The organism is Solicola gregarius, assembly GCF_025790165.1.
Classification (GTDB): domain Bacteria; phylum Actinomycetota; class Actinomycetes; order Propionibacteriales; family Nocardioidaceae; genus Solicola; species Solicola gregarius.
This window is the reverse complement of record NZ_CP094970.1, coordinates 89,392-107,132: the sequence shown is the minus strand read 5'-3', so window position 1 is coordinate 107,132 and position 17,741 is coordinate 89,392. Positions and strand designations below refer to the sequence as shown.

Genomic DNA, 17,741 nt, shown 5'->3' with positions numbered 1-17,741 from the left:
CCCTGTCCGACAGGCGTACAGTTTTCCGATGTGAGACCTGCACGGTGACGTCGCGCCACCGGTGAGCGAGGACGACAGAGCGGAGCAATGATGTGCGCATCGAGGAGTCCGGATTTCGTCGAGGCGATAGCGCGGGGGTTCGAGGTCATCCGTAGCTTCGACGGGGCGCCGTCCCAGACCCTGCGCGAGGTGTCGGAGCGGGCTGCTCTGGCACGACCCACCGCCCGCCGAGTCCTGATCACCTTGGAGGAGTTGGGCTACGTGCAAGCCGACGGCGGCCGGTTCGAGCTCACCCCGCGCGTTCTCGCGCTCGGCGTCGCGTACTACGCGGGCGCCGACTTCTGGTCTGGGGCGGTATCGCGACTGAGGCGGCTCGTCGAGCTCACGGGAGAGTCGTGCTCGATCGCGCAGCTCGACGGCTCGGACATCGTGTACGTCGCACGAGTCGCAGTGCCGAAGCTCGTCACGCTCTCGGTGGCCGTGGGCACGAGGTTCCCTGCACCGCAGACATCCTTGGGCAAGGTGCTGCTCGCGAACCTCGAGCCGGGGGATCTTGACTCGGTCCTCGCCGAGCCATCGCGCTCGGGCGTCGAGGCCACCTGGCAGCCGACGCGAGGGGAGCTCGATGCCGTACTCGCCGAGGTACGTGAGAACGGGTGGGCCGTCTCCGATCAACAGCTGGCCCCCGCCATTCGCTCGGTGGCGGCACCCATCCGTCGGGCGGATGGTTCCGTGTTCGCGGCGGTCAACGTGAATGCGCACGCGGGGGAGACTCCGGTCGCCCGGCTCACGGACGAGCACCTGCCCCATCTCCTTCGTACGGCCGGCGACCTGAGCGTCGACTACGCGTTGCGCGCCCGGATCCCCGCCGCCGCGGCGAGCTATTGACTTGTTCGAGCGGTCGAACCTATCGTGAGTGTCCGCTGTGCGGATGATTGTCCGGAGGAGGCCAGATGCCGAGACGCGATGCTGCTCACCCGGAATCGGCGGCAACCGGCCCGTTGGGCGGACTGCTCGTGGCCGACTTCTCCCGTGTTCTGGCCGGGCCGTTCGCCACGCAGATCCTCGGAGACCTGGGAGCCGACGTCGTGAAAGTCGAGGCGCCGGTCGGCGACGAGACCCGCGACTGGCGCCCACCCGAGCGAGAAGGCGTGTCCACCTACTACCTCGGCGTCAATCGGAACAAGCGCGACATCGTCTTGGACTTCCGCGTCGACGAGGACCGCGCGCTTGCACAGGAACTCGCCGGACGCGCCGACGTCGTGATCGAGAACTTCAAGCCGGGTGGGCTGAAGAAGTTCGGCCTCGACTACGAGACGGTCAGTGCGACGAACCAGCGGGTCGTCTACGCCTCGATAAGTGGGTTCGGTAGTGCGGGCGGTGCACACCTGCCCGGATACGACCTCATCGTCCAGGCCATGTCGGGTCTGATGAGTCTCACGGGCGATCCCGATGGTCCTGCGTACCGCTCGGGCGTATCGGTCTTCGACGTCATGAGCGGCATGCAGTCCGTGATCGGGATCCTCACAGCGCTACGTCATCGGGACGCGAACGGAGAGGGACAGCACGTCGAGGTGAACCTGCTGTCGACGGCGCTCGCCGCCATGGCGAACCACTCGTCGACCTATGTCGCCGGTGGTGAGATCCCTTTCCGGATGGGAAATGCGCACCCGAGCCTGTTCCCGTACGAGCCGCTGCCCGCCTCGGACACGGAGCTGGTGATCGTCGCTGCCAACGACCGGCAGTTCGCCACCCTTGCAAACACCCTCGGCATACCCGGCGTTGTCGACGACGAACGCTTCGCGACGACCGATGCCCGCAATCGCAACCGAGGCGAGCTCCGTCCGCTCCTCGTCGAGGCGCTCTCGACCGCCACGGCGGCCGACTGGTTCCGTCGGCTCACCGAGGCCGGGATCGCGTGCGGGCCGGTGCAGACGATCGACGGCGGCGTAGCGCTTGCCGAGCAGCTCGGGCTCGAGCCGGTCGTGACGGTGGGGGAGGGCGACGATGCTGTCCCGATGATCCGCAACGCGATCACGTTCTCGAAGACACCGCCGCAGTACCGCACATCTCCACCCGCGCTCGGTGAGCACGCCGCCGAGCTACGCGAGTGGTTGCGCAAGCCCAGGGGAGTGGCATGACCGACCAGCGCTCCTATCCGACGGGCATCGGCACCTCGTCCACCGACTCGATCGAGCTGCTCGGCCTGGATCTCGCGTCGGATGTCCTCGGCAAAGTGAGCTTCGGTGAGCTCGCGTACTGGCTGGCGACCAAGCGCCGCCCGACGCCGGGTCAGCTTCGGGTGTTCGAGGCGGTCCTCGTATCGCTCGCCGACCACGGGTACACGCCGACGGCGATCGCGGCCCGCATGACGTACTACTCGGCGCCCGAGTCCGTGCAAGGAGCGATAGCGGCCGGTCTTCTCGGCGGCGGTTCACGATTCCTGGGTGTCACCGAGGACACTGGGCAGTTCCTGGCGGCCATCGTGAAGCCGCTCGGTGACACGAGCGCGTACGCCGACGCCGACTGGGACGCGGTCGCGCTCGATACCGTAGCGACCGCGAAAGCCGAAGGCAGCAAGGTGCCCGGGCTCGGCCATCCCGTGCACAAGAACGGCGACCCGCGTACGCCGGTGATGTTCCAGATCGCCCGCGAGGCAGACGTCTACGGACCGCAGCTGTCGCTGTTCGAGGCGATCGGCCGGACCCACGCGCAGGTGCTCGGGCGTACGTTGCCGCTCAACGGCGCCGGAGTCGCCGGAGCCGCGCTGGCCGACGCCGGACTGCCCCTCGCGCTCCTGCGCGGTTTCGCCCTCCTGGCACGCACGGCCGGGCTCATCGGCCATCTCGCCGAGGAGCAGTCCGATCCGGTCGCACCCTCGATCTACATGGAGGTCGACCGAAACGCCCGTTACGTCGCGCCGGAGCACTAGCCGTCCGGCCCTCGGTCGAAGGAGAGGTACATGGCAACGCTGAGTGCGGTGCTTGCGACTACGCACCACCCGTTCTTCTACAAGGCAACCGAGCTCACCCCGCGCGAGGATCAGCTGCCTCAGGCAGGGGAGTGGAAGGCCAAGGTCGCGGCGTATCAAGAGACCCTGACCGCCGCCGAGCCCGAGCTGCTCGTCATGGTCGGCTCGGACCACTTCCACCAGTTCTTCTACGACAACTACCCGACCTTCCTGATCGGCAAGCAGCCGCGGTACGACGCGACGTTCTACAACGAGATCCGCGAGTTCAGCCTGCCGACGTACGAACTCGAGGGACATGAGGAGCTGTCGGGATACATGTTCCAGGGGCTGCTCGATCGCGGCTTCGACCTCTCCATCTCGCATGAGCTGAAGCTCGACCACTCGATCATCTGCCCGATCATCACGACCAGGCCGCAGGCAGACCTGCCGATCGTACCGATCTACACGAACATCTTCGCGCCCCCGCTGCCGAGCCCGAAGCGCTTCTACGACCTCGGCCGCGCGATCCGCGAGATCATCGACGAGTACCCGAGCGACAAGCGCGTCGCCGCAGTCGGCAGCGGTCACCTCTCGCTCGAGCTCGGAGGCCCTCGGATGTTCGGGGAGCACGGTCCCGACCCCGCGTGGGACGTCCAGGCGATCCAGTGGCTCGCGAACGGTGACATCGACGCGATCCTGGCGAACGTCACCTGGGAGTCGATGTCGAAGTCGGGCAACGCGACGCCCGGCTTCCTCGACCTTATTCTGATGCTCGGTATCGCGGGGCCGGAGCCCGCGTCGTACGTGGACGACCTCGACCTTTTCCACACGCGGGAGATGTACGTGACGTGGTACCCGGACGGGGACCCCCGCGACCGGGCCGCGACCGCTGAGGCGGAGATTCCCGAGGCGGTGCGGGCATGAGCAAGTACGCCGTCAACAAGTTCCTCTTCCAGGTCGACCGCGACCCCGAGCTGCTCGCGAAGTACAAGGCCGACCCCGAGGCCATGGTCGCCGAGTGGCAGGCGGAGTACGCCCCGTACCTCGGCTCGCAGGGGCAGCGTGTCGAACGTACCTCCTGGGTCAGGCTCGAGCCCGCCGAGCGCACGGCGCTTGTGGACCACGACTATGTCGCGCTGTTCGAGATGGGCGTCCACTACTTCCTCACCCTGACGATCTTCATCGGGATCTACGACGAGGACTACATGGAGCGCGGCGGCCCGCTCGCATTCCAGCACGAGTACGCAAAGAAGCTCGAGCACTGGCTCGGCAAGGACTACCCCAGCGTCGCCTGCTGACGCCGGTCGATGAGGAGCAAGACATGACCGAGACATTCGTGCCCGAGCCCGGGCGCCCGATCGTCTTCAGGAACGGCACTGTCGTCACGATGGACGACGCGCGTACCGTCCACGACCGAGCCGACGTGCTCGTGGTCGATGGTCGTATCGCCGAGGTTGGGCCGGCTCTGCAGGCCCCGCAGGGCACCTATGAGATCGACGCGTCGGGCGGAATCGTCATGCCCGGCATGATCGACACCCATCGGCACATGTGGCAGACCGCGATGCGGGCGTACGGTGCCGACTGGACGCTCACGCAGTACTTCGTGTGGTACTACCTCGAGCACGGCAAGGCGTTCCGGCCGCAGGACTACTGGGCCGGCAACGCTCTCAGCACGCTCGACGCGATCGAGTCGGGCATCACCACGACGGTCGACTGGTCGCACGGCCTGCAGTCTGTCGAGCACGCAGAGGCTGCCATCGACGCTCTCGTGCGGTCGCCCGGCCGGTACGTGATGGGTTTCGGCAACATCTTCGCCGGCCCGTGGGAGTGGACGGCGGACCCCGCGTACCGGGCGCTGATCGAGCAGTCGATCGACGACTCGCGGCTGGCCGGCGTGCAGCTTGCGTTCGACGTCACGGGCGACCCCGAGTTTCCCGAGAAGGCGGCGTTCGAGGTCGCCCGCGACCTCGGCGTGACGGTGACGACCCATGCGGGTGTCTGGGGCGCGACCAACGACGACAGTGTTCGGTTGATGCACGAGCACGGCTTCACCACGCCCGGCACGGTGTATGTGCACGCGGCAACCCTCAGCGAGGACTCGTACCAACGCATCGCGGCGACCGGGGGCGTGGTCTCGCTCTCCACCGAGAGCGAACAGAGCTGCGGCCAGGGCTATCCGCCCTCGCATGCGTTGCGTGAGCACGACATCCCCGTCTCCCTTTCGGTGGACACGAGCGTGTGGTTCAGCGCCGACCTGTTCTCGGCGATGCGTACGACGCTCGGCGCCGACCGGACATGGGAGCACCTCACTGCGCACCAGGAGGGTGAGACGATCACCAACTCGCACCTTCGTTCGCACCACGTGGTCGAGTGGGCGACGCGCGGTGGCGCGAAGGCGCTCGGGAAAGAGGGCGAGCTCGGTTCGCTCGAGCCGGGAAAGCTCGCCGACGTCGTCCTGCTGAAGAACGATGACTCGCCGACGATGTTCCCGATCGTCAATCCCTACGGGCATATCGCGATGCAGGCCGGACGCGGCGACGTACACACGGTCCTCGTCGGCGGCGAGGTGAAGAAGCATGAGGGCAAGCTCGTCGGTGTCGACCTCCCCGCGTTGCGCTCGGCGCTGGCAGACACAGTCGACCACCTTCGCTCGACCCTCGGCGAGGAGACGTGGGCGTCCGGCATGAACCCTGCGATCCCGAAGACGAAGGTGCTCGACAACCCGTACATGTACACCGAGTACCGCACCGATGCGACGCACCGGGCGTACGAGACGCGGGCGCCCGCCTCGGTCGGTGACGAGGCCGACTGATCGCTTCGGGGGTCGTACGCGGCGTCGTGCTCGACGGCGGACCGACACTCGTGGGAAGGAAACGCGATGGCAACGATCGCGATCTACGGCGGTAACGGATACGCGGGGGACGCGATTCGGGCCGAGGCGGTGGGCCGCGGGCACGAGGTCGTGGCGGTCAGTCGCTTCGGCTCGGCGCGCAGCGCGGACGCGGCGGCGTACGCCCTTGCCGGCGACATTCACGACCCCGTGTCCGTGGCGCAGATCGCCGAGCGCGCAGACGTCGTCGTCGTGTCGATCCCTGGCAACGAGATCGAGGGCAAGCTGCTCGTCGAGGCCATCCCCGGCCTACTCTCGGCGGCCGACCGCCATGGCACCCGCGTCGGCATCGTCGGCGGGTCGGGCACGCTCCTCGCCTCCGAGTGCGGCAACCGTCTGATGGACACCGACGACGTCCCGCCGACCGCGATGCCCTCGTCGAAGGGCCAGGCCGCGGTCCTCGATCTATTGCACAGCAGCGGTGTCGGCTCGTGGTTCTACGTGAGCCCGCCGGTCGAGTTCGGTGCCCATACTCCCCAGCCCCCTGCCGGGTCCTATCTGCTGGGCGGTGACGTACTGCGATGCGACTCGAACGGAGAGTCGCGCTTGTCCGTCGAGGATCTCGCGCTGGCGGTCCTGGACGAGATCGAGCAGCCGAAGCACGAGAACGTCCGGTTCTCGGTCATCGGCGCGTACTAGTGACACCGAAAACCGCCCGCCCGGGCTATGGAGTCCGACCGGGGCGCGGCGTAGGGTGAGCGCGCCGCCGGCCGATCGAGGGGGCTGATCGAGATGTGGCTGACCGTATTGGGAGGAAGCGGGGGCATCCCTGCCGAGGGCGTGCCCTGCAGCGGTTATCTGGTCGAGCACGACGGGTTCCGGCTGCTCGTCGATCCTGGGTACGGCTCGGCCGTCGCGTTGCTCAGGCACTGCCGCGCCGCTGACGTCGACGCGGTGTTCGTGACGCACGCGCACCCGGACCATTGCGCCGACCTCAACCCGTTGCTGCGGATGCGGGTGATGGGTCGCGAGACGGCATCGCCGTTGCCGATCTACTGTCCGACGGGTGCGGTCGACCGGGTGCTCGCGCTCGAGCCGACCGCGAGCTACGACGAGGCGTACGAGCTGCATGAGTTCGGCCCGGACGACAAGTTCTCGATCGACGCGTTCGCAGTCGAGACGCGCTCGCTGCCGCATTTCACGCCGAACGCCGGCGTGCGGTTCACCATCGGCAGCCGCAGCCTCACGTACACCGGCGACTGCGGCCCGTCGGATGCGCTGATCGAGCTGGCGAGCGGCACCAGCCTGCTGCTCGCCGAGGCGACGTACCTCGACCACGTGCCCGACGAGCACCGCGGCTGTCTCAGCGACGCTGCCAGCGTCGGCCAGACCGCGACGAAGGCTCGAGCGGAGCGGCTCGTGCTGACCCACCTCTGGCCGGGTGCCAACCACGACGACGCGCGACGCGTCGCCGGCCATCAGTACGACGGCCGGATCGACGTCGCGCGTCCTCGTCTTGTCGTGCAGATCTGAGCTTCGGTACCTCAGGCGGGCTGCTCGGTACGTACCCGTCGGCTGGCGCCGACGGAGACCGTCGCCACTGCGACGGCGATGAGCACGAGCGCCGCGAGGAACGCTGAAGACATTCCGGTCGTCAACACTTCGTGCTGCCTGCCGATCGCGGTGGCTGCGGTGGGCTGTGCGTCGCGCGTGGCAGATCCGAACACCGACACCAGGACGGCGAGCCCGAGCGCTCCGCCGACCTGCTGCATGACGTTCAACAGGCCGGACGCCGCACCCGCGTCCTCGTGCGGTACGTCGGTGAGCCCCAGCGCGGTCAGGGGTACGAACGCCAGCCCGTTGCCGATGCCGAACAGCACCACCGAGAGGAGCACCGGTACGTACCCGGTGTTCGCGTCGATCATGACGAGCGGGATCAGTGCGACCGTTGAGATGCTCATTCCGGTCATCATCAGCAGCCTGCTGCCCAACCGCTCGACGAGCACCCGTGCCGACAACTGGGAGAAGAAGAGCAGTGCCGCCGTGAGGGGCAGGAACGCAAGTCCCGTCTCGACCGGCCCGTAGCCGTGCACGCGCTGCAGGAACTGGGTGAGGAAGAAGAACATCCCCATCATGGCGGCGACGAGCAGCAGTCGACTGACGTACGCGACCGCGCGATCGCGGTGTGCGAAGAGCCGCAGCGGCGTTATCGGCTGACTCGAGCTTCGCTCGATCGCGACGAACACCGCGAGCAGCGCGACGCCGAACGCGAGGGCTTCGATCGTCTCGGAGTTCTGCCACCCGTGCTCTGCGGCATGGACCAACCCGTACACGAGCGAGGTCACGCCGACCGTCGAGGCGGCTGCGCCGGCAAGGTCGAAGCGCCCGGAGTGGCGCGGTGAGCTCGGCAGGTACCGGGGCGCGAGCGCGATGATCGCCAGACCGACCGGCACATTGATGAAGAACGCCCAGCGCCAGGACAGCCATTCGGTGAGCATCCCACCGACCACCAGGCCGATCGCCGAGCCGCCGATGGAGACCGCGCTGTACCAGCCGAGCGCGCGGTTGCGAGCGCTTCCTTCGGGGTACGAGATGGTCAGCAGCGCGAGTGCCTGCGGTGCGGCGACCGCGGCGCCCAGGCCCTGGAGGCCGCGGGCGAGCAGGAGCAGCTCGGAGGTCGGCGCGAGGCCGCCGAGGAGGGAGGCGATCCCGAAGACGGCGACGCCGCCGATCAGGACGCGGCGTCGGCCGAGGATGTCACCGAGCCGGGCACCGAGCAGCAGCAGTCCGCCGAAGGCGAGCGCGTACGCGTTGAGGACCCACGACAAGCCGGACGCCGAGAACCCGAGATCGTCCTGCAGCGTGGGGAGCGCGACGTTCACGACGGTCATGTCGAGGACGACCATCAGCTGAATGCTGAGGATGAGCAGTAGTGCAATCGGCGACGGTCCGCGGGATCTCGCCCCGTCCGCGTCGATCGCCTGCGTGACATGAGTGGTCACAGGTATCTCCTTTGGGAGATGATGGAGTTGGGTAGACTAAGTGGAGGCCTCCTCCGGAACTATACGGAGGTAGCCTCCGGTTATGCAAGCGGATTCTGGGAAGTGATCGACATGGGCGGCGAGCCGGCGACCGCGCAACGCCCCAAGCGGGCCGATGCGCGCCGGAACTACGACGCGTTGCTCGATGCCGCGCGGGAGGCGTTCCGTACGCGCGGCACCGACGCGACGCTGGAAGAGATCGCCCGCGGGGCCGGTGTCGGCATCGGAACCCTGTATCGGCACTTCCCGACTCGGCTCGCGCTCGCCGAGGTCGTCTATCGCGAGGACGTCGAGGCTCTCGCTACCGCCGCGAAGGAGGCGGTGGCCGAGATGCCGCCCTGGGATGCGCTCGCCTCCTGGACCGACAAGTGGATGGGTGTGGTGGCCAGCAAGCGCGTGATCTTCGCCGAGCTCGCCGACGCGGTCGGTAAGAACTCCGAGCTCGTGTCCTACTGCAGGGACACCATGCGGAGCTCGGCCGACCTGGTACTGACGAATGCCCAGCGCGCCGGCGTCGCCCGCGACGACATCGATGCGGCCGACCTGCTTCGGCTCGTCGGCAGCATCGTGCACGTTCCGAACCCCGAGCCCGGGCAGATCCGTCGGCTCGGCGCTGTCATGCTCGACGGCGTACGCGTCTGACTCTCGCGGCCACGAGAATATCCGTTTGCGGCGCGTCGGCATCGGTTGACGGCTATCGTGCCCGGATCAGCGAACGGGGGAGCCATGATCCGATCAGCACCTGACAGCAAGCCTCGTATCCGTCTCGCCGCAGCTGCGGTCGCACTCGCGGTCGGACCCGCCGCGATGCTCGCGAGCAGCCCGACGTCGGTCGCGAGCGGCGCGTCTGCGACCTCGGATGCCGAGCGTCGCTTGGTGGTCGCTCCGGGGCGAATAGGTCCCGCCAAGGCCGGCATGACCGTGCGCCGCGCGATGCGGACGGGCATGTTCCGCCGCAACGTGCCGAACCCGCCCTGCGGTCGGATCAAGCTGCAGCCGAAGGGCGAACTGAAGCGGCACATGGACGCCGTCGTCGTACGCCACCGACTCGTCGAGATGGGCGTGTTCACGAAGAGACTTCGTACTCGCCAAGGCACGGGCGTCGGTACGCGCCTGCGCCGTCTCCGCAATGTGTACGGCAAGCGGCTCTCTCGCCCTCGCGAGGCCGGGTACGGTCAGTGGGCCGTGTTCGTCGATCGCAGACGACGGCACATCGGGTTTCTGCTCGGCCGGGCGTACGTCGCCGACGGAAGTCCCGGCCCTCGCCACAAGGTGACCTTCATGGCCGTGACCAAGGGCAAGCGCCCGAACCTCATGCGCGACGGTTGTTAGCCTCGCGGCGTGAGTACCCCGCGCCTGCACGAGATCATCTCCACGCTCGATGACCTCTATGATCCGAGCTGGGCCGACGACTGGGACGCCGTCGGTACGGTCGTCGGCGATCCCGACGACTCGGTCTCCAAGGTCCTGTTCGCTGTCGACCCCGTCCGGGCGGTGGTGGACGAGGCGATCGACTGGGGTGCGGACCTCATCGTCACCCACCATCCGCTGCTGCTGCGTGGCGTCAACAGCGTCGCCGCGACGACCCCGAAGGGCAAGGTCGTACATTCGCTGATCCGTTCCGGGATCGCGTTGCATACCTGCCATACGAACGCCGACTCTCCGCCCGGTGGCGTCTCTGCCGCAATGGCCGATGCGTTCGGCCTGGCGGACGTGTCGCCGCTCGATGCGGACGCCGCCGATCCGCTCGACAAGGTCGTCACGTTCGTGCCGCACGCGAACGCTCAGCAGGTCGTCGACGCGTTGGCGGCGGCGGGCGCCGGGAGCATCGGAGAGTACGACCGCTGCCACTTCGCGAGCTCCGGCACAGGTTCGTTTCGTCCCAGTGCGGCGGCGAATCCGACGATCGGTGTGTCCGGGCGCATCGAGGAGGTACCCGAGACGCGCCTGGAGATGATCCTCCCGCGAGCGGGACGTACGCAGGTGCTCGCCGCACTGCGGGCGGCGCACCCGTACGAAGAGCCCGCATTCGACCTGTTCGAGCTCGCCGAGATGCCGGGCGACCGGGGGAGTGGACGGGTCGGTGTCCTTCCTGAGCCCATGCCGCTGCGCGACTTCGCCGCTCGTGTCGTCGACGCGCTACCGGCCACCTCGAGTGTCGCGCGCGTCGCCGGTGACCCGGAGCGACTGGTGCGAACCGTCGCCCTCTGCGGGGGAGCGGGCGACTTCCTGCTCGACCGAGCGCGCTCGGTCGGTGCCGACGTGTACGTCACCTCCGACCTCCGGCACCATCCGGTGAGCGAGCTACACGAGCACGACGAAGCCCCTGCCGTCGTCGACGTTCCGCACTGGTCCGCCGAGTGGACCTGGCTGCCCGGAGCCGCGCGTACGCTTGCAGACCGACTGTCCGCCGAGGGCGCTACGGTGGAGACCCGCGTCTCTCGGGTCGTCACCGACCCGTGGGCCATGTACGTTCCATGGTCATCGACCGAGCCGAGCTGAGGAGCCAACGCTGAAAGCCGATCCGTCCGCGCAGCTCACCCTGCTGGACCTCCAGAGTCACGATGCCTCGCTCGCCCAGCTCGAGCGCCGCAAGCAGAACCTTCCCGAGCTCGCAACGCTCGAGGAGTACGCCGGCCGCCGTACCGAGCTCGACGGCCGACGCATCGAGGCCGAGACCACGGTGTCCGACCTCGAACGCGCTCAACGCAAGGCCGACGGCGAGGTCGAGCAGGTCAAGGCGCGCCGCGAGCGCGACCAGTCGCGACTCGACTCCGGTGCGATCACGAACCCCAAGGACCTCGAGAACCTTCAGCACGAGCTGGCGGCGCTGGAGCGCCGCATCTCGACCCTCGAAGACGAGGAGCTCGAGGTCATGGAGCAACTTCGAGAACGCGCAGCGCGACCTCGGTGCGGTCACGTCCGAGCTGTCCGAGATCGGTGGCCTGATCACCGAGGCGGAGGGCACTCGCGACAAGGCATTCGGCGAGATCGACGCCCAGCTGGCCGAGCTGACCGCCGAACGCGAGCTGACCGCGAAGGCCGTGCCGGACGACCTGCTCGCGCTCTACGGCAAGCTACGGTCGCAGTACGGCGTCGGGGCCGCCGCACTTCGCCAGCGACGCTGCGAAGGCTGCCGCCTGGAGCTCAACGCCGCCGACCTGCGCGAGATCGCGGCCGAGCCCGCCGACGCCGTCCTCCGGTGTCCCGAGTGCAGCCGGATCCTCGTACGTACGTCCGAGTCTGGACTGTGATGCCGGCTCGCAGGGTTATCGTCGAGGCCGACGGTGGGTCGCGGGGCAACCCTGGCGACGCGGCGTACGGCGCACTCGTCCGCGATGCCGACACCGGTGAGGTCATTGCCGAACGCGCGGAGACGATCGGCATCGCGACCAACAACGTCGCCGAGTACAGCGGCCTGATCGCCGGGCTCGAGCTGGTCGCCGACCACGTGCCCGAGGCCGAGGTCGAGGTACGCATGGACTCCAAGCTGGTCATCGAGCAGATGGCCGGGCGGTGGAAGATCAAGCACCCCGACATGCGGCCGCTCGCGGTCAAGGCGCAGGGCCTCGCCCCGTTCGGTACGGAGTGGACATGGGTGCCGCGAGCACAGAACTCCGCCGCCGATGCGCTGCTGAACGCCGCGCTCGATGCCGCACAAGGCAAGACGCCGGCCGAGCCGACGGCGCCCGCACCGAAGAACCCCCTCGTGGGCTGGCGGGACGCGTCGCTCGGCGAGCCGGTGACGGTCATCGCGTTGCGCCACGGCATCACTCCCAACACGCTGGAGAAGCGGTTCTGTGGCTCGGGCGGCAGCGATCCCGGCCTCACCGACGAAGGAGTCGCCCAGGCCGAGCGCGCGGCCGCGTACCTTGCCCGCCGGGGTGGGGTCGACGCGATCGTGAGCTCGCCGCTGCGGCGTACGCAGGAGACCGCGCAGGTCGTCGGCGACAAGCTCGGCGTCGACACCGCGATCGAGGACGGCTTCGCAGAAGCCGCGTTCGGCGAGTGGGACGGGCTCACGTTCGCCGAGGTGAAGGAGCGTTGGCCCGAACAGCTGGAGGCTTGGCTGTCGTCAACGGCCGTTGCGCCGAAGGGCGGCGAGCCGTTCGACAAGGTCTACAAGCGGGTCGGCCGGGCGCGTGAGCGGATCGTCGAAACGTACGCCGGCAAGACCGTCGTCGTGGTGAGCCACGTGACGCCGATCAAGATGCTCGTACGCATCGCCCTCGGCGCTCCGATGCAGGTCATCTACCGCATGGAGCTCGCGCCGGCCTCGCTGACGACCATCCAGTGGTGGCCCGACGGCACGCCGTCGCTGCGCGCGTTCTCGTACGTCCCGGAGTAGCGGCAACGGAGGCATCCCATGAGCGTCAGCCGAGTGCGCGACATTCCCGGGATCGGCGTCGACCACGTCGGTGACGCGGCCGACGAGGTGGCAGATCCGGACATGCTGCGCCTGGAGAACCTCGACACCGACCTACGCCCGATGCCGGCGGTGCTCGAGCGGACCCGCCAGGCGGTGTTAGAGGACGCGGCGAACAGCTATCTGCCGTTCCAGGGCGGCGCCGCGTTGCGCCGGGCGGCGGCCGAGCACGTCGGCCGGCTGGCGCGCCGGTCGTACGAAGCCGAGCAGTGCCTGATCACCGCAGGCGGACTGAACGGGATCCTCAACGTCCTGCTGGCAACGGTGGAGCCAGGCGACGAGGTCGTCCTGTGCGACCCGATCTACGCCGGCCTGGTCAACCGTGTCCGGCTCGCCGGCGGCGTACCCCGCTTCGTGGCGCAGCGCCCGAGCCCGGACGGCTGGCAGACGGATCCCGTCGAACTCGCGGACGCCGTCAACGACCGCACTGCCGCGGTGATCATGATGTCGCCGTCGATGCCGACCGGCGCCGTCCTGGGGAACGAGCATTGGCGCACCCTCGCCGACGCGCTCGAGCGTCACGATGCGTGGCTGATCTACGACGCCGCGATGGAGCGGATCCGCTTCGACGGCGCGCGACCGGCGCATCCGGCGGCTCTGCCCGGGCTCGCCGAGCGCACGATCACGGTCGGCTCGGCGTCGAAGGAGCTGCGAATGATCGGTTGGCGGGTCGGCTGGGTCGTCGGTCCGCGCGAGATCATCCGCGACGTCGACCTGGTCGGGCTGAGCAATGTCGTATGCCAGGTCGGGCTCGCGCAGGAGGCGATGGCGCTCGCCCTCACCGCGCCCGATGCCGACGCCGATGTCGCGAGCGCCGCGCGTACGTGGGGCGAGCGTGCGGCGCTGCTGGTACGCGAGCTGCACGATTATCCCGTCGTACCGCCGGCCGGCGGGTGGTCGCTGCTCATCGACACGACGCAGCTCGGCATCCCTCCCGCAGAAGCCGCGAGTCGGTTGTTCGAGCGCGGGCGGGTGGCCGCAACGCCGATGGACGGCTGGGGCCCGTCCGGTGCGCGTTACCTGCGGCTGGTGTTCGCGAACGAACCCGTCGAGCGCCTTGCCGACATCCGGCAACGCTTCGACGCCGCGCTCGGCGGTTGAGCGCTGGACCTATACCTCCGCCACGATCACGTCGAGCCGCTGCCCGTCGACCTCGACCGTCCAGCCGAGCTCGCGCAGCGTGTCGGCCAGCGCGGGCACGGTCCGCGGGTTCGCGCCCGACTTCGAGCAGCGCTCGTACCAGCCTGCCTTTGGTGGCCTTGTTGAAATGGCTGACGATCTTGCGTTGACCCTGGTGCTCGTGGATGACGCGTACCGTCGCCGTGCGGTCGGCGACGCGTCCGCGTGGGCGGAAGTAGCTCGCGTACGTCTGTGAGCGCAGGTCGACGAGCAGGCCGGAGCCGACGAGCTCGGGCACCACCGTGACAAGCTCCGCGCGCCAGACGGCGGCGACCGGTCCGAGACCGGGAAGCGTGACGTCGCCGGAGAGCCGGTACGCAGGGATGCGATCGCCGATGCGGACGAGTCCGAACAGCCCGCTGACGATCGCGAGCCGCCGGGTCGCACGTCGCTTCGCGGCGGCGTCGAGGGTGCCGAGATCGAGCGCCTCGTACAACACGCCGGTGTAGACCCGGTCGGCACGCGCCGTCGGCAGCGTCGGCAGAACAGCATTGCGCGCGACGGAAGCCGCCTGCGTGGGACCGAGGTCCAGCGCGGCAGCCGCCGCGTCGGGATCCGATTCGCAGAGCGTCACCAACGTGTCGAGCACCCTCTCTCGGGCGGGCGTCAGCTCGGGAAGTGACAGTGCCTTCAGGTCCAGCGGCTTGCCCCTGACCGGGACGGTCTTGCCCTCCGAAGGCGGCAGGAGTACGAGCATGCCGCCGACTCTATGTGGCCGGGACGCTCAGCGTACGAGCGAGGTCCACGCCCACAGGACGGTCGTGCACACGACGACCAGCGCGGGTGTCGTCAACGCGCCGAGTAGGTGGAACGCGCGGGTCGGATCGTCGTCGTGCAGTCTCCGGACGACCTTGCGCCACAGCAGGTTCGCCAGCGACCCGGCGTACGACAGGTTGGAGCCGACGTTGACGCCGACCAGCACGGCGAGCACGGCGACTGGTCCGGCGGGGGCCACGAGCGGCGTCAGAAGCAGTGTCGCCGGGAGGTTGTTCAGCAGGTTCGCGGCCAGCATCGCGATCAGCGCGAGCGCGACCAGCGAGCCGAGGCCGTCGCCGGCCGGTAGATGTCGTTCCAGCTCGCGTACGACGCCGGTCTGTGCGACGGCGGCAACCACGATGCCCCAGCAGAGCACGAAGTAGGCGAACGGCAGCCCCGCCGACGCGAGGAGCGATCGTGCCGTCACCGGCCGTCGGCGCACGACGGCGATGGCCAGTACGACGGCGCCGACGGACGCGATCCACACGGGTTCGACGCCTGCGTACGAGCCCGCGGCGAAGCCAACGAGAACGAGCCCGACGACGATTCCGGCCGCCCGCGCCATTCTCGTACGCGCCTCGTCGGGCGGCGCCGGCGGCGTGCTGGGAAGACGATCCGGATCGACCGCGCGCCCGAAGGTCAAGCGGACCACGCCGGTCTCGAGCACGATGACGCAGACCCACACCGGCAGCATCAGCCAGGCCCACTCGAGGTATCCGAGCCCGCTGGCCGCAAGGGCGAGCAGGTTGGTCAGGTTCGAGACCGGGAGCAGCAGCGAGGCCGAGTTCGCCATCCGCACGGACAGGAACTCGTACGGCCGGCCGGCCTGGCCGATCCGGCGGGCGGCGATGGCCAGAGCCGGCGTCAGCAGCACCACCGTCGTGTCGAGACTGAGCGCGACGCTCGTGAGCGCGGCAGCACTGGCGGCCAGCGGCAGCGCGAGCCCCGGACGTGCCCAGGCCGCTCTCGACAAGACGCCGCCGACGGCCTCGAACAGGCCGGCCGCCGAACACGCGGCGCCGAGCACCAGCAGCGCGATCAGGAAGCCGACCACCGGTGCCAGGTCGCGTACCTGCGCTCCGGCATCGGAGGGCGACACCGCTCCGCAGAGCAGCACAGCAGCAGCGGCGACGCTGCCGGTCGCGATCTCGGCACCCGGTCGGGGCCACCGGATTGCGGTCAGGACGGTTGCCGCCAGGGCAGCGACGGCGATCGCATCGGCCAGTGCCGACTCCTCTCGGGAAGGTGAGTGCACGCAGAGGGTACGCTGGGCGGGCGGATGAGTCGGTGGGGCGGCCGCGTCGGGCGGTTCGCCGCCCGCCGAGGAAGGTCCGGACTCTACAGAGCAGGGTGGTGGGTAACGCCCACCCGAGGTGACTCGCGGGACAGTGCCACAGAAAATAGACCGCCAGCGGCCGCGCCGGCTTCGCCGGTGCGGTGCGGGTAAGGGTGAAACGGTGGTGTAAGAGACCACCAGCGTCTCGGGCGACCGAGACGGCTCGGTAAACCCCACCCGGAGCAAGACCAAGAGGACCCGCTTGCGGGTCTGCGCTGACGTACGAGGGCTGCTCGCCCGAGTCAGCGGGTAGGTCGCTGGAGCGCATCGGCAACGGTGCGCCTAGAGAGATGGTCGTCGGGTGCCCGTGCACCCACAGGATCCGGCCTACAAGCCGGCTCATCCGCCCCTAGCCACACCCGCCGACCTCGCCGTGCGGCAGGATGTACGCCGGTCGTGTCGCGTACGAGGCAAAAGAGTGTGAGATGTGGGTTGTCGGAGTCATCCTGATTGGCGTCGCGGGATTCTGCGGATACAGCGTCTATACGTCGCGGAAGTCGATCCAGCGGATGACGAGCACGGAGACCGTCACGGCGAAGGACCTGGTGGCACTCCGCGCAGCCGCGGTTGCGGCCGGGAGCGAGGGCGCCTTCTCGCAGGTGGTCGAGGTCAAGGGAGTGGTGCGGATCGGGCCGGGCGGGCCGCTCTCTGCCCAGCTGACCGACACGAAATGCGCCTGGCACCGGCACAAGGTCGAGCGCAAGTACCGCGAGACCTACCGCGACAATGACGGCGATCGTCGCACCCGCACGAAGACGGAGACGATGACGTCGCACCGTACCCAGGATCCGTTTTACGTCGAGGACTCGACGGGCCGCGTACTCGTACGCCCCAAGGTGATCGTCGACACGCCGAAGAAGGTTCTCGACGAGTTCGAGGAGCCGAAGGCCGATCAGGCACCCAAGGAGGGCGGGCTTCTCGCGACCGTCGCGAGCATGGCCAAGGACGCTTTCGACGACGAGAACACGATCGGGTTCCGTCGCCGTGAGTGGGTGCTCACCGACGGCGCCCGCGTCTACGTGCTCGGTGAGGCGTCGGACCGCGACGGCGAGCTGATCGTCGGAGCACCGGCCGACGGCGCCAAGCAGCTGATCACGACGCGCACCGAAGACGAGGTGAGCGAGGAGCACGGCAAACAAGGCGCGTTGTTCACGATCGGCGGTGCCGTCGCCGGTGTTGCCGGTGTCGTCGTACTGGCGATCGCGCTGGTCCAGGCTCTCTAG

At 68.8% G+C, this 17,741-nt stretch carries 17 protein-coding genes, 1 other RNA gene and 2 pseudogenes; 17 read left to right on the top strand and 3 right to left on the bottom strand.

Translation table 11 applies throughout. From position 1 onward, the window contains the following. Positions 1–90: 90 nt before the first annotated feature. The 8 genes from L0C25_RS00515 to L0C25_RS00480 all read left to right on the top strand — a co-directional run bounded on the left by L0C25_RS00515 (position 91) and on the right by L0C25_RS00480 (position 7,313). Positions 91–888 carry an IclR family transcriptional regulator domain-containing protein gene (locus L0C25_RS00515; protein WP_271634420.1) on the top strand — a complete coding sequence of 266 codons (798 nt, stop codon included), beginning with the start codon at positions 91–93 and terminating at the stop codon, positions 886–888. Positions 889–953: 65 nt separating this feature from the next. Beyond that, complete coding sequence (locus tag L0C25_RS00510) at positions 954–2,141, top strand: CaiB/BaiF CoA transferase family protein (protein WP_271634419.1); 1,188 nt, start codon at positions 954–956, stop codon at positions 2,139–2,141. Further along, on the top strand, positions 2,138–2,932 hold the full coding sequence (locus tag L0C25_RS00505) for a citryl-CoA lyase (protein WP_271634418.1): 795 nt from the start codon (positions 2,138–2,140) through the stop codon (positions 2,930–2,932). Before L0C25_RS00510 ends, L0C25_RS00505 begins: the two co-directional genes overlap by 4 nt. A 30-nt stretch (positions 2,933–2,962) precedes the next feature. Next, positions 2,963–3,874 (top strand): DODA-type extradiol aromatic ring-opening family dioxygenase, encoded by a 912-nt coding sequence (locus L0C25_RS00500; RefSeq protein WP_271634417.1) that lies wholly within the window; start codon positions 2,963–2,965, stop codon positions 3,872–3,874. Further along, complete coding sequence (locus L0C25_RS00495; RefSeq protein WP_271634416.1) at positions 3,871–4,248, top strand: hypothetical protein; 378 nt, start codon at positions 3,871–3,873, stop codon at positions 4,246–4,248. Before L0C25_RS00500 ends, L0C25_RS00495 begins: the two co-directional genes overlap by 4 nt. A gap of 23 nt (positions 4,249–4,271) precedes the next feature. Further along, positions 4,272–5,762 (top strand): amidohydrolase family protein, encoded by a 1,491-nt coding sequence (locus tag L0C25_RS00490; protein ID WP_271634415.1) that lies wholly within the window; start codon positions 4,272–4,274, stop codon positions 5,760–5,762. A gap of 66 nt (positions 5,763–5,828) precedes the next feature. After that, positions 5,829–6,479 (top strand): NAD(P)-dependent oxidoreductase, encoded by a 651-nt coding sequence (locus L0C25_RS00485; RefSeq protein ID WP_271634414.1) that lies wholly within the window; start codon positions 5,829–5,831, stop codon positions 6,477–6,479. 93 nt (positions 6,480–6,572) lie between these two features. Continuing rightward, positions 6,573–7,313: an MBL fold metallo-hydrolase gene (locus L0C25_RS00480; RefSeq protein WP_271634413.1), complete on the top strand. Its 741-nt coding sequence runs from the start codon at positions 6,573–6,575 to the stop codon at positions 7,311–7,313. An 11-nt stretch (positions 7,314–7,324) separates the two neighbouring features. Here L0C25_RS00480 and L0C25_RS00475 read toward each other — a convergent pair whose 3' ends face one another. Next, entirely contained in the window at positions 7,325–8,782 is a 1,458-nt protein-coding gene (locus L0C25_RS00475) for an MFS transporter (RefSeq protein ID WP_271634412.1), read from the bottom strand. Between the two features lie 111 nt (positions 8,783–8,893). Between L0C25_RS00475 and L0C25_RS00470 the strand changes: the two genes are divergently transcribed. From L0C25_RS00470 to L0C25_RS00440, 7 genes and pseudogenes are all read left to right on the top strand, one after another. Next, positions 8,894–9,463 carry a TetR/AcrR family transcriptional regulator gene (locus tag L0C25_RS00470; RefSeq protein WP_271636768.1) on the top strand — a complete coding sequence of 190 codons (570 nt, stop codon included), beginning with the start codon at positions 8,894–8,896 and terminating at the stop codon, positions 9,461–9,463. Positions 9,464–9,547: 84 nt separating this feature from the next. Further along, on the top strand, positions 9,548–10,153 hold the full coding sequence (locus tag L0C25_RS00465; protein ID WP_271634411.1) for a hypothetical protein: 606 nt from the start codon (positions 9,548–9,550) through the stop codon (positions 10,151–10,153). A gap of 9 nt (positions 10,154–10,162) precedes the next feature. Next, positions 10,163–11,323: a Nif3-like dinuclear metal center hexameric protein gene (locus L0C25_RS00460; protein ID WP_271634410.1), complete on the top strand. Its 1,161-nt coding sequence runs from the start codon at positions 10,163–10,165 to the stop codon at positions 11,321–11,323. Further along, positions 11,214–11,663, top strand: a pseudogene (locus L0C25_RS24285) (zinc ribbon domain-containing protein); the annotation flags it as partial. The gene L0C25_RS00460 and the pseudogene L0C25_RS24285, both read left to right, overlap by 110 nt. Next, positions 11,599–12,075, top strand: a complete 477-nt coding sequence (locus tag L0C25_RS00450) for a zinc ribbon domain-containing protein (RefSeq protein WP_271634408.1) — start codon at positions 11,599–11,601, stop codon at positions 12,073–12,075. The pseudogene L0C25_RS24285 and the gene L0C25_RS00450, both read left to right, overlap by 65 nt. Continuing rightward, positions 12,075–13,169, top strand: coding sequence for a bifunctional RNase H/acid phosphatase (locus L0C25_RS00445; protein ID WP_271634407.1), 1,095 nt, complete (start codon positions 12,075–12,077; stop codon positions 13,167–13,169). Before L0C25_RS00450 ends, L0C25_RS00445 begins: the two co-directional genes overlap by 1 nt. 18 nt (positions 13,170–13,187) lie before the next feature. Continuing rightward, the gene (locus tag L0C25_RS00440; protein ID WP_271634406.1) at positions 13,188–14,348 is read left to right on the top strand and encodes a pyridoxal phosphate-dependent aminotransferase; all 1,161 of its coding nucleotides are present in this window, start codon (positions 13,188–13,190) and stop codon (positions 14,346–14,348) included. Between the two features lie 178 nt (positions 14,349–14,526). Here the strand turns inward: L0C25_RS00440 and L0C25_RS00435 are convergent. Further along, a pseudogene (locus L0C25_RS00435) lies at positions 14,527–15,123 on the bottom strand (YaaA family protein); the annotation flags it as partial. A 27-nt stretch (positions 15,124–15,150) separates the two neighbouring features. After that, entirely contained in the window at positions 15,151–16,437 is a 1,287-nt protein-coding gene (locus L0C25_RS00430; protein ID WP_271634405.1) for an SLC13 family permease, read from the bottom strand. Between the two features lie 25 nt (positions 16,438–16,462). Here L0C25_RS00430 and rnpB point away from each other — a divergent pair. Together rnpB and L0C25_RS00420 are read left to right on the top strand one after the other, a co-directional pair. After that, positions 16,463–16,864: RNase P RNA component class A (gene rnpB / locus L0C25_RS00425), an RNA gene on the top strand. A gap of 79 nt (positions 16,865–16,943) precedes the next feature. After that, positions 16,944–17,741, top strand: coding sequence for a GIDE domain-containing protein (locus L0C25_RS00420; RefSeq protein WP_271634404.1), 798 nt, complete (start codon positions 16,944–16,946; stop codon positions 17,739–17,741).

What these genes read in the sequence shown, in the direction of transcription:
- L0C25_RS00515 (WP_271634420.1), top strand. Translation starts at nt 91, where the DNA reads ATGTGCGCATCGAGGAGTCCGGATTTCGTCGAGGCGATAGCGCGGGGG.
- L0C25_RS00510 (WP_271634419.1), top strand. Translation starts at nt 954, where the DNA reads ATGCCGAGACGCGATGCTGCTCACCCGGAATCGGCGGCAACCGGCCCG.
- L0C25_RS00505 (WP_271634418.1), top strand. Translation starts at nt 2,138, where the DNA reads ATGACCGACCAGCGCTCCTATCCGACGGGCATCGGCACCTCGTCCACC.
- L0C25_RS00500 (WP_271634417.1), top strand. Translation starts at nt 2,963, where the DNA reads ATGGCAACGCTGAGTGCGGTGCTTGCGACTACGCACCACCCGTTCTTC.
- L0C25_RS00495 (WP_271634416.1), top strand. Translation starts at nt 3,871, where the DNA reads ATGAGCAAGTACGCCGTCAACAAGTTCCTCTTCCAGGTCGACCGCGAC.
- L0C25_RS00490 (WP_271634415.1), top strand. Translation starts at nt 4,272, where the DNA reads ATGACCGAGACATTCGTGCCCGAGCCCGGGCGCCCGATCGTCTTCAGG.
- L0C25_RS00485 (WP_271634414.1), top strand. Translation starts at nt 5,829, where the DNA reads ATGGCAACGATCGCGATCTACGGCGGTAACGGATACGCGGGGGACGCG.
- L0C25_RS00480 (WP_271634413.1), top strand. Translation starts at nt 6,573, where the DNA reads ATGTGGCTGACCGTATTGGGAGGAAGCGGGGGCATCCCTGCCGAGGGC.
- L0C25_RS00470 (WP_271636768.1), top strand. Translation starts at nt 8,894, where the DNA reads ATGGGCGGCGAGCCGGCGACCGCGCAACGCCCCAAGCGGGCCGATGCG.
- L0C25_RS00465 (WP_271634411.1), top strand. Translation starts at nt 9,548, where the DNA reads ATGATCCGATCAGCACCTGACAGCAAGCCTCGTATCCGTCTCGCCGCA.
- L0C25_RS00445 (WP_271634407.1), top strand. Translation starts at nt 12,075, where the DNA reads ATGCCGGCTCGCAGGGTTATCGTCGAGGCCGACGGTGGGTCGCGGGGC.
- L0C25_RS00440 (WP_271634406.1), top strand. Translation starts at nt 13,188, where the DNA reads ATGAGCGTCAGCCGAGTGCGCGACATTCCCGGGATCGGCGTCGACCAC.
- L0C25_RS00420 (WP_271634404.1), top strand. Translation starts at nt 16,944, where the DNA reads ATGTGGGTTGTCGGAGTCATCCTGATTGGCGTCGCGGGATTCTGCGGA.